This window comes from Erythrobacter colymbi (genome assembly GCF_002155685.1).
Lineage (GTDB): Bacteria > Pseudomonadota > Alphaproteobacteria > Sphingomonadales > Sphingomonadaceae > Erythrobacter > Erythrobacter colymbi.
Genome location: NZ_MUYK01000037.1, coordinates 1 through 10,582, shown reverse-complemented (window position 1 = coordinate 10,582; position 10,582 = coordinate 1). Strand labels below are relative to the sequence as shown.

General features: G+C 59.8%; 10 protein-coding genes and 2 pseudogenes. 9 read left to right on the top strand and 3 right to left on the bottom strand.

Annotated elements, in window-relative coordinates:
• From BZF57_RS20010 to BZF57_RS19995, 4 genes and pseudogenes are all read left to right on the top strand, one after another.
• Positions 1-1,213, top strand: a pseudogene (locus BZF57_RS20010) (IS3 family transposase); the annotation flags it as partial.
• A gap of 80 nt (positions 1,214-1,293) precedes the next feature.
• Positions 1,294-2,379, top strand: coding sequence for a bifunctional alpha/beta hydrolase/OsmC family protein (locus tag BZF57_RS20005; protein ID WP_086741092.1), 1,086 nt, complete (start codon positions 1,294-1,296; stop codon positions 2,377-2,379).
• Between the two features lie 44 nt (positions 2,380-2,423).
• Positions 2,424-2,927, top strand: coding sequence for a peptide-methionine (S)-S-oxide reductase MsrA (msrA, locus tag BZF57_RS20000; protein ID WP_058193752.1), 504 nt, complete (start codon positions 2,424-2,426; stop codon positions 2,925-2,927).
• A 66-nt stretch (positions 2,928-2,993) separates the two neighbouring features.
• Positions 2,994-3,752: a ZIP family metal transporter gene (locus BZF57_RS19995; protein ID WP_069311316.1), complete on the top strand. Its 759-nt coding sequence runs from the start codon at positions 2,994-2,996 to the stop codon at positions 3,750-3,752.
• Between the two features lie 22 nt (positions 3,753-3,774).
• Here BZF57_RS19995 and BZF57_RS19990 read toward each other — a convergent pair whose 3' ends face one another.
• Positions 3,775-4,269 (bottom strand): MarR family winged helix-turn-helix transcriptional regulator, encoded by a 495-nt coding sequence (locus BZF57_RS19990; RefSeq protein ID WP_240506066.1) that lies wholly within the window; start codon positions 4,267-4,269, stop codon positions 3,775-3,777.
• A gap of 726 nt (positions 4,270-4,995) precedes the next feature.
• Here BZF57_RS19990 and gap point away from each other — a divergent pair.
• The 4 genes from gap (at position 4,996) to BZF57_RS19970 (ending at position 8,440) form a co-directional block, all read left to right on the top strand.
• Complete coding sequence (gene gap, locus BZF57_RS19985; protein WP_069310780.1) at positions 4,996-6,003, top strand: type I glyceraldehyde-3-phosphate dehydrogenase; 1,008 nt, start codon at positions 4,996-4,998, stop codon at positions 6,001-6,003.
• 145 nt (positions 6,004-6,148) lie between these two features.
• On the top strand, positions 6,149-6,379 hold the full coding sequence (locus BZF57_RS19980) for a DNA-binding protein (RefSeq protein WP_240506065.1): 231 nt from the start codon (positions 6,149-6,151) through the stop codon (positions 6,377-6,379).
• A 54-nt stretch (positions 6,380-6,433) separates the two neighbouring features.
• On the top strand, positions 6,434-7,801 hold the full coding sequence (gene cysS / locus BZF57_RS19975) for a cysteine--tRNA ligase (protein ID WP_069311315.1): 1,368 nt from the start codon (positions 6,434-6,436) through the stop codon (positions 7,799-7,801).
• 111 nt (positions 7,802-7,912) lie between these two features.
• Entirely contained in the window at positions 7,913-8,440 is a 528-nt protein-coding gene (locus BZF57_RS19970) for a MarR family winged helix-turn-helix transcriptional regulator (RefSeq protein ID WP_086741086.1), read from the top strand.
• Positions 8,441-8,476: 36 nt separating this feature from the next.
• On the opposite strand, the pseudogene BZF57_RS19965 reads toward BZF57_RS19970, so the two are convergent.
• A pseudogene (locus BZF57_RS19965) lies at positions 8,477-9,355 on the bottom strand (YeeE/YedE thiosulfate transporter family protein); the annotation flags it as partial.
• Positions 9,356-9,443: 88 nt separating this feature from the next.
• Complete coding sequence (locus BZF57_RS19960; RefSeq protein WP_010339851.1) at positions 9,444-9,986, bottom strand: MarR family winged helix-turn-helix transcriptional regulator; 543 nt, start codon at positions 9,984-9,986, stop codon at positions 9,444-9,446.
• 104 nt (positions 9,987-10,090) lie between these two features.
• Here BZF57_RS19960 and BZF57_RS19955 point away from each other — a divergent pair, with 104 nt between their 5' ends.
• Positions 10,091-10,567, top strand: coding sequence for a YkgB family protein (locus tag BZF57_RS19955; protein ID WP_010339850.1), 477 nt, complete (start codon positions 10,091-10,093; stop codon positions 10,565-10,567).
• Positions 10,568-10,582 lie beyond the last annotated feature (15 nt).

Sequence of the window (10,582 nt, the reverse complement as noted above, 5' to 3'; positions counted from 1 at the left end):
CAGAGCTGTGCCGCAAGGAAGGCATCGCCCAGAGCCTGTATTACACTTGGTCGAAGGAGTTTATGGAAGCAGGTAAGCGCCGGTTGGCCGGTGATACCGCCCGTGCCGCGACCACTGGCGAGGTGCAGGATCTGCGCCGCGAAGCCCGCGCCCTGAAGGAATGCGTGGCCGACCTGACGCTGGAAAACCGTTTGCTCAAAAAAAGCATGATCGCGGATGGGGGCGACGAAGAATGAGGTATCCCGCATCCGAGAAGCTCGAGATCATCAGGATCGTCGAGCAGTCCCACCTGCCTGCCAAGCGAACGCTGGACCAACTCGGCATCGCCCGGCGGACGTTCTACCGCTGGTATGACCGCTACCTCGCAGGCGGCCCGGAGGCGTTGGCGGATCGGCCATCGGCTCCAGGCCGGGTGTGGAACCGGATCGCGCCCGAGGTGCAGGACCAGATCGTCGAAATGGCGCTGGAGCAGTCCGAGCTGTCACCGCGCGAACTGGCGGTGCGATTTACCGATGAGCGCCAATACTTTGTGTCCGAAGCTACGGTTTACCGCCTGCTCAAGGCCCACGATCTGATCACCAGCCCGGCATACGTCGTGGTGAAAGCGGCTGATGCGTTCCATACCAAGACGACCCGGCCGAACGAGATGTGGCAGACCGATTTTACCTACTTCAAGATCATCGGGTGGGGCTGGATGTATCTCTCCACCGTGCTCGACGACTTCTCGCGCTACATCATCGCCTGGAAGTTGTGCACCAACATGCGGGCCGAGGATGTGACCGACACGCTGGATGTAGCGTTGGTCGCATCCGGATGCGACAGCGCCACGGTGTTGCACAAGCCCCGGCTGCTCAGCGACAATGGTCCCAGCTACATCGCGGGCGAACTGGCTGAATACATCGAGGCCAACAAGATGAGCCACGTGCGCGGCGCCCCGATGCACCCCCAGACCCAGGGCAAGATCGAGCGCTGGCACCAGACCCTTAAAAACCGCATCCTGCTCGAGAACTACTTCCTGCCCGGCGACCTTGAGGCCCAGATCGAGACCTTCGTCGAGCACTACAACCACCGCCGATACCACGAGAGCCTAAACAACGTGACGCCCGCAGACGCCTACTTCGGCAGGGCACCAGCCATCATCAAACAACGCGAAAGGATCAAGCGACAGACCATTGAACATCGGCGCTTGCAACACCGTAAGCTCGCCGCCTAAAACCCAACAACAGACGAGGCCCGCACTCCGCTAATTTACGCCGCGACCTGTGCCAAATGTTCTGACGACGGACAGTTCACATATCGCGCGCGTTGTCGCGCGCGGGCATCGGCGTCTTGAGATTTGACTTTGCCGGCGCTGGGATCGGCGAGCCGACCGCCGATGCTTTGAACTTCGCCTCGGACGTTCAGGATATCAGGTCAGGCGCAAAGGCGATGAAGGCCGCCGGTAAGACCCCCTCTCTTCTTATCGGGCATAGTCTTGGCGGCCTTGCAGCAATCGTAGCCGCGTCAGAGCTACCAGATGTCGCTGCGGTGGCAACGATCGGTGCGCCGGCGGACCTGCACCATATCCTGAGCATCTTTAAGCAAGATGACCTCGACGCCATCAGGGAAGACGGGGAAGCCTCGGTCGAAATCGCCGGTCGATCATTCGTGATCAGTCGTAGCTTCATCGAGTCTTTGCAAGCAATCGATGTGGAGACGGCCATCAACTCACTACGACGTCCGGTGCTGGTTATGCACTCCCCGGTCGATCAGGTGGTTGGGATCAACCATGCGTCGCGCATCTTCGTCTCCTCGCGCCACCCAAAGAGCTTCATATCGCTTGATACGGCGGATCACCTCCTCAGCGATGCAGGCGACGCGAACTACGCTGCCGCTATGGTCGCTGCCTGGGCCAACCGCTTTCTTCCGCCACTCGTGGACGACCTCCCGCAAGTTGAAGCGGCGAAGGGCGTGAGCGCCACGGAGACGCTAGCCGGAAAGTTCCAGCTTACGGTGCGCAGCGGCGAGCACACTTTGTTTGCGGACGAGCCGCCGTCGGTCGGCGGACTTGGCAGCGGATTGTCCCCTTATGAATTGGTGTCAGCCGGTCTAGCGGCCTGCACCGTCATGACGATGCGACTTTACGCGAACCGCAAGGGATTTCCGCTTGAGCGCGCGAGCACGACCGTCGAGCACATGAAAGTGGCAGATATGATGCCCCCCGATCGCTTCAAACGGACGGTCGTTCTGGAGGGGCCGTTGAGTGATGAGCAGCGTGCGCGGATACTTGAGATTGCTGATCGCTGTCCGGTGGACTTGACGCTCCTCCGAGGGTCGGATGTGCAAACCGAGTTGATAGACGGATTAGCATTCATCACGCCCACGAAGGTGGAGCCGTAATCGTGACTTCCGCAAAAAGTCACGGTCAATCAGTTAGCGAAACCATGCGTCGAGAACGCGCAATCCTTGCTGGTGGGTGTTTCTGGGGCTTGGAGGATTTGTTTCGGCGAGCCAGGGGGGTCGTAGGCACGCGCGTTGGCTACATAGGCGGAGAGATGCCTGACCCTACATATGCTCGTCATCATGGCCATGCGGAAGCGGTTGAGATCACATTTGATCCGGCGGTGACGAGCTATCGCAAGATCCTGGAATATTTCTTCCAGATCCACGACCCGACAACTTACGAGCAGCAAGGTAGCGACGTCGGTCCAAGCTATCGTTCGGCGATCTTTTACACGTCGCAGGCCCAAATGGACGTGGCCTTAAAAACGATCGCCGAGATCGAAGCGTCAGGCCGCTGGCCTGGCCCGGTGGTATCCGAAATCAACCCGGAGGAGCCGTTCTGGGAGGCGGAAGCTGAGCACCAACTCTATCTCGCCCGGAATCCCCAGGGTTATAGCTGCCATTTCGAGCGAGCGAATTGGCGCTTGGACAGGTCAGATCGATGAGTTCCAAACTGGCGCGGCTTTGTCTCATGTTCGGCTTCGCGTCTCGCGATGCGAAGCGAGGTCGTGATGCCTGAGTACGTGATCGCGGGCCTGTGGGGATTGCTGTCAGGCAGTGGGCTGCTTGTCGGCGCGATCGTCGCGGATGCCCTCTTTGGCAAGCTCACTCACCGCATGATTTCAGCCGTCATGGGCTTTGGCGGCGGTGTTCTGATAGCAGTTGTAGCCACCGAGCTCATTGGAGAACGGGTCTCGGACGATCTCGGGCCCACAGCGGTCATCGCGCTGCTTGCCGGCGCTGCGATCTTCAGCGGAGCCAATTTCTACCTGTCTCGGCGTGGCGCGAAGAATCGCAAGCGATGCGGTGAATGCACCGAGCAGCCGCGTGAGGGCGAGCAGCACGGGAGCGGCGCTGCGATCGCGCTCGGCAGCGTCCTTGACGGCATCCCGGAAGCGATGGTGATCGGGATGTCGGTCGCGAACGGCGGCGCGATCAGCGTTGCGGTGATCGCTGGATTCTTTCTCGCAAACGTGCCGCAGGGTCTGTCGAGTACATCGGGTATGAAAGTCGCCGGGCGATCTCGACGCTACATCTTCACGATCTGGATCGGCATCCCACTTCTCGTGGGCATTTCAGCAGCTTTGGGCAATCTGCTTTTTGGTTCGGCCGATACGCAAGCTCCCGCAATTCTTTCCTTCGCTGCGGGCGCGGTCATCGCGATGCTGGCTGAGGCAATGATTCCAGAAGCCTTCGAAAAGGCGCCTCCGTTCATCGGTTTCATAACCGTTGTGGGCTTCCTCGCAGCTTATTTGATCGCGCAGCACTGACGCCGCCACGTCAACAAGCTGGTTACGCGCCGTCGCTGCCTTCTCGATCCACGCCTCTTTCGTGCAGTTCGGCGTCGATTGGACAGTTGGTGCAGCCATCGTAGCAGCAGAGCCGACAAATCCGATATGAGTGCTCGAGGTTCTCCAAACGAGCGCGGAGGACGCGTTCGGCGATATCGCACAGGAGCTTCACTTCGGCAGGATCGAGGATCGAAAGACCCTCGGCGATGACTTCGTCCCGCGATGCGAGCACGCCGTCGCTCGCAACCTTCCCTGACTCAGTGAGATAGAGAGACCGCGTGCGTCCGTCTGTTGAATGACCCCGGCGTTCGATCAGCCCTTCGGCCGCTAGCCGGTCCACGAGACGAACCGTTCCTGCGTGTGACAGGCCCACGCCGACCGCGAGCATACGAATAGATAGCCCAAGCTTGTGCGCGAGCAGCGCCAATGCAGAGGCAGCAGGGCCAGCTTCCGGCGCCCGCGATGAACTAGCGCGAACGATGTCGTCGCTGATCATGAGTGCGAACGCCCCGAAAATGTTGCGATCTCGAGGTCCATCCATTGCCGCATCTATATGTGCGCGGAGCATAGACAGCAAGCCAAACTCTTACACGATTTGCGGAGAGACTGCGTTAGGAAAGCGCGCTTTTACAATGCTTTACAGTCGGTTACGGGACTCCCCCCCCGCTGTAGCTATGAGATGTCGCAGCGCTCAAGACGCCCTTCAATCGATAGCTATCGGCTATGATGTTCGCGAGATTGACCGCATGACCACCGAGCCGGGACACGAATCACCTCGGTCGTCCCGCTAGACGTGGCGACCTCGTTATCCGCAGGCTTGCGCGACTCCTGCGCCTAGGCATTGGACCGCGTGTGCGGCGGAGCTACGTGTTCCGAGGTCAATCAGCATGCGATCGCGGACCTCGCCTGTTGCTCGTTGGGCAGCGAGCGCCTTTTGCGCATCTCTGTCCGGCACAAAGGCGATACCTCCTGTCAGGCGCGCAACCGTGACGGCGACCTGCAACTACACTTGGCTGAACGCAACGCCATGGGCGCACTGGCAACGTGTTGACGTTCTACTCTCCTCGCGATAGGTCTATGCGCGGCGCATACATACTCAACCGTTTCGGTCTTTCAGGGCCGTCGGCTTCAGCCGGCCGTCGGCGATGAGCGGTACGCCAGGGCGAACGCCGAGGAAGGCCGTCGATCAAGCGGCTTGAACTACGGACAAGCGGAGACGCGCATGACGATCAAGGTCGCAATAAATGGCTTCGGACGTATCGGACGCCTCGCGTTGCGCTCGATTGTCGAGCATCGCCGCCAAGACATTGAGGTGGTGGCCATCAACGATCTTGGTCCCGTCACCACGATGGCGCATCTCCTCAAGTACGACTCGGTGCATGGTCCCTTCCGGGGCTCTATCGCAGCGGGCGAGGACTGGATCGACGTCGGTTCCGGAAGGATTAAAGTTGTTTCGGAGCGTGATCCGGCAGACCTCCCGCATGCATCGCTTGGCGTCGATGTCGTGCTCGAGTGCACTGGGCTTTTCACGACGAGCGGAAAGGCACAATCCCACCTTCGGGCAGGCGCGAAGCGAGTATTGGTTTCAGCGCCTAGCGAGGGGGCTGATAAGACCATCGTCTTCAAGGTCAATCACGACGCTCTAACGCGAGATGACATAATCGTCTCGAACGGCTCTTGCACGACGAACGTGCTCGCGCCGGTAGCCAAGGTTTTGAACGATCTCTTCGGCATCGAGCGCGGATATATGACGACGGTGCACGCCTATACGGGCGACCAGCCGACATTGGACACCGTCCACAAGGACCTTTACCGCGCGCGTGCTGCCGCACTCTCTATGATCCCGACGTCTACTGGCGCCGCGAACGCGATCGGGCTCGTACTCCCAGAGCTGAGAGGGAAGCTTCACGGATCGTCCATCCGCGTACCGACGCCCAACGTATCTGTCGTGGACTTGAGTGTGTCAGCCGCCCGTGAAGTGTCGATCGAGGAAGTCAACGACGCCATTCGGCAGGCCGCTGAAGGGTCGATGCAGGGTGTGCTCGCGACGACCTCAGAACCCCTTGTTTCAATCGATCTCACCCACCGCAGCGAATCCGCCATCGTCGCTCTGCCGCAAACTGACGTCGTGGACGGCAGAATGGTTCGGGTCCTTGCCTGGTACGACAACGAGTGGAGCTTCGCCACGCGCATGGCGGATACGGCAGTAGCCATGGGCAAGCTGATCTAGCCGGCAGGATGCAGGCGGCTACGATAGGGATGCTGCCTGCTTCGCCGAGAACGACATTCGGGTAGGAGCGATCATGGGCATGACTGGACCATTGGCGCGCGCAGCGCGTGCTCTTGTTCAGTGGCCCCGCGCTCACGCTGCCTTAGTGGCGGGGCTGCAGGAAGACGCCATAGCGGATTTCGAAGCTGGCAGAGCGGGGCTCGATTTCGCCGACATAGCTCGGTTACGCGATGCACTCGAACGCGGAGGCGCGGTTTTTATCGACGATGATTCGAGCGGGGGGATCGGGGTGCGGCTTAAGTTCAATGCCAAGGATGTGCGCGCCATCAATCGAATGGAGGGTGAAGGTGGGCCGGTGGGCACCGACGACGTCTGAAGCCGAGCATTCGTCGCTGCCGGGCAAGAGGCCGTGAGCGCGAGAGAGCCGGCGATGACTATCATCAAGCTTCACGATACGGCTGCTCTTAAGAAGCGCGTGTTCGTTCCGAGCAATCCTGCCCGGGTCACGATGTATGTGTGCGGACCGACTGTCTACAGCCGCGCCCATATTGGGAACGCGCGGCCGGCCGTGATTTTCGACGTGCTTTCGCGCCTGCTGCGGCATGTTTATGGAATGGATGCGGTGACCTATGCCCGCAACGTAACTGACGTCGACGACAAGATCATCGATGAAGCGAGCGCGGAGGGTGTGCATCCGTCAGTTATCGCGCGGCGGTTTGAGGAACTGTACCTCGCCGACATGGGCGCACTAGGCGTGCGCCCGCCGGATATCGCGCCGAAAGCCACAGCCCATGTTCCTGGCGTGATCGCCATGATCTCTAAGCTTCTCGAGGGCGGCTTCGCCTATGAAACACACGGCCACGTGCTGTTTCATGTCCCGTCCGACCTGCACTATGGCGCGCTCGGACGCCGTGACCGCGATGCAATGATCGCCGGCGCACGGGTGGAGGTGGCTTCCTACAAAAAGGATCCGGCCGATTTTGTCCTGTGGAAGCCGTCACCGCCGGAGGCAATCGGGTGGGACTCGCCCTGGGGGCGTGGGCGCGCGGGCTGGCACATCGGATGCTCGGCAATGATTGCAGAGAATCTCGGCGAGACAATCGACATTCATGGCGGCGGGCTTGATCTGGTGTTCCCCCATCATGAAAACGAAAGCGCACAAAGCCGGTCGGCTCATGCAGGCTCGCCGTTGGCACGCTACTGGTTGCACAACGGCTTTCTGACGATGACGGACACTGCGGCCGGTGTTGGGAAGATGTCAAAGAGCCTCGGCAACGTTGTGAGCGTCGGCGAACTGCTGGAGCGGGGCCACGGAGGCGAGACGCTGCGTCTGGCGTTGCTGTCAGCGCATTATCGGCAGCCGCTGGAGTGGAACGAGGCGCTGCTCTCCCAAACAAAAACGATTTTGGATCGACTGTATCGGCGACTGAAGATGTTTAGTTTCATCGACGATGAGGAACTCGGCATCGATGACTGCAATCAAGCTGTCGTCGACGCCCTTGCCGACGACCTGAACACGCCGCTGGCGCTCTCAAAGTTGGTCGCGATCGATGACCCGAAATCGCTCATTGCGAGCGGCATGCTCCTTGGGCTGTTTTCGAGACGTGAACGTTGGTTTCGCTTCTTTTTAGACGGGCCTAGTGGGGAATCAGATCACGTCGCCCGTCTGATCGACGCTCGCACGGACGCGAAGAGCCGAAAGGATTTCGCCGAGGCGGACCGGATCCGCGCAGAACTCACAGACTTGGGTATCGCGTTGGAGGATGGACCTACAGGGACAACCTGGCGACGGTTGTGAACTCCTATAGTAGCGCTCTAGCGGCTTGGCAGTTCTGTAGCCTGCCCGTGGGACGGCTCGACAACACTCACTCGATATCGTATGCGCGACGCATATATCGAATGAGTTGCGATGATGGATGAACCCTCTGATCGCTTGATCAACATTTTCGGCGCGCTTTCGCAAGCGGTAGCGGATCGAGTGCGTATAGCGATCGGCGAGGCTTTCAGCGCTGGTGGCGAGACCGCTGCCGCTCTCATCGCTATCGGTCACGCGCCGGGCATGTCGATCGGACAGGTCCGCCAAGTCCTTCGACTGTCACACGCAGGCGCCGTCCGCGTCGTCGAGAGGCTGGAGGATCAGAAACTCGTAGCGAAGTCGCAATCGACTTCTGACCGTCGTGTGGCTCACGTTACTTTAACCGCCCTCGGCCAAGTAGAGAGAACTAAGTTGCTTGGCCTCCGTAACGCCGCTGTGGCGGAGCTACTCAGCAAGGTTTCAGTTGAGGATCGCGGCGCATTGGAGCGCGCGGCCGACTCCATCCTGTCGTCTCTACTGTGCGATCCCCTCGGGGGGGTTGCGACTTGCCGGCTGTGCGATCAGGCCCGTTGTCTCGACTGCCCGGTTGAAAGGCATCGTCCGTATCGACGGCAGGAATGATCGCACGGGCATCCATTTTGAAGTGCTTTCGCGGCTCTACAGTGCGGGAGCGCGCCGGCCGGGCAGCGCGTTCCGCGCGGCAAAGCCGATGACGATGGTCAGCGTCATCAGAAGGTAGGCGACTATTCCGCCAGGAGAGAGCGTAGGAACAGCCGCCAAGATCATTGCGTCGTTCCCGCCGGGTATGAGAGCTATACCGACACCCATGAGAGCGCCACCGACGATCGATCGAATTATGCCATAGCCAGTGGGCAGTTGAAGACGCAGATTGCCCTGCCGAAAGGAAGCCGTGAGAGCACCCGCGACCGATGAGATCACCGTAACAAGCGTGACCTCGCCTGATGGTGACATGCGGAGAGGAAGCCCGCGTTGAATCAAGTCAGCGAAGGTCCACGCTGGTGACAGTGCGTACAATAGACCGCCAGTTACGCCGAGGCCGATCATCGACGCGGCGAAGGGCCACGCCGGCCTCTTGCGCGCAACGCGCTTTATACAGACGAACACGATCGACAGCATAAGCACCAACAAAAGACCGGCAAGCGTCGCAAGGCCCAACAGAGTGGGAGTAGCAGTGAGGCTTGGCCATGACGCCTCATAGCCGAACCTTGTTTGATCGGCCGCCCATATACCGAAAGCCAAGCCAAGCGGCAGCGCTATAAGCCTTATCTCCCCATCGCCCAAGCGTGCCAATGACCCGAGAAGACAAGTGTCGTTGATCAGTGCGCCTAGCCCAAATGCGATTGCTCCAACTAAGAGAAGCCAGTTGATGCTAGTCGACGGCGTGAGAGTAGCGCCCAGCGCTCCAGACCAGACAAGCGGTATCGAGATAAGGCCCGCAGCTGCTGACGCCGCTAGAAATCCAACAAACATCCTCGGCGGGCGTCGCTTCTGGATTTCGTGAGCAGCGACGACTAGGCACGTTCCACCTTGATTGGCGGAATACCCAAACCGGGGTCAGGACATAGAACGGGCACAGATATACGCTAAGCGTCTCTGCGCGCACTTATGGGTCGACTCTATGCGTCGACGACTCCAGCATTCCAAAGGCATCCATCGGACAGTTGTAGCATCGCCTCTCGTCGCAGAGCCGGCATATCGTCAGCGCCGAGACAGCGTCGTCAGACATCTGCGCAAGTATTGTCTCGGCAATACGTTCCAGCACGAGGCGGTCAGCATTCGAGACATGGCTAAGGATTTCGGATAAAGTCTCGTTTCTTCGTTGCAGGATCGCAGATAGGCGAGTCTCGCCTGCCTCAGTGAGCATCAGCGCTACTGCACGACGGTCCCGTAGCGCTTTGGATCGAACGGCGAACCCGGCTGCAACCAATCGATCGACAAGCCGCACCGTCCCCGCGTGGGACAAGCCTAGCACCCGTCCTAATTCGTCGATCGAAAGACCGGTCGCGTGACCGATGACGACGATCGCCGCGGTGGTTTCGCCACCGCCGGGTATCGTCGGGTCGAATGCCGCCTTCTTAATTCGATCGGTGATGCCCACTGCGAGGGCGCCGAACAGATTGACGAGCCGGTCCGAGAGTACGTTCAAAGGGTTGCATCATTCATTGATGGCGCATAGTGTATGCGCAGCGCATATATCACGCCTGTCTAAGCATGAAGGCAGGTCATGCGCCATGATGAAAGCGAGGCACCATGTTTTCGACATTACACATAGCTGAAAAGACGACCGGCTCTCGCGGGTCTCTCGCGTTGCTGCGCTGGGCGCTGGTGGTCATCTTTCTCTGGTTCGGTTGCATGAAATTCACGAGCTATGAAGCGATGGGCATCGCGCCATTGATGAAGAACAGTCCGATCATGAGCTGGATTCCGGCCGTTTTTGGGGTGCAGGGTGGAAGCTATTTTATAGGCACCGTCGAGCTCGCGACGGCCGCTGCGCTGATTATCGGTGCTTTCAACAAGACGGCCTCCGCTCTCGGCGCGGCGATGTCATGCCTAACTTATGCCGTGACACTGACGTTTTTCCTGAGCACGCCTGGCGTCGCCGAGCCGACCGCTGGCGGGTTCCCGGCGATTTCGGCCGGAACCGGACAGTTCCTGTTGAAGGACCTGGTGCTTCTTGCGGCATCAGCGTGCCTTCTACTTGCGTCCATACGGACAGCAGACGCGTGACGGCAAACAGGTGAT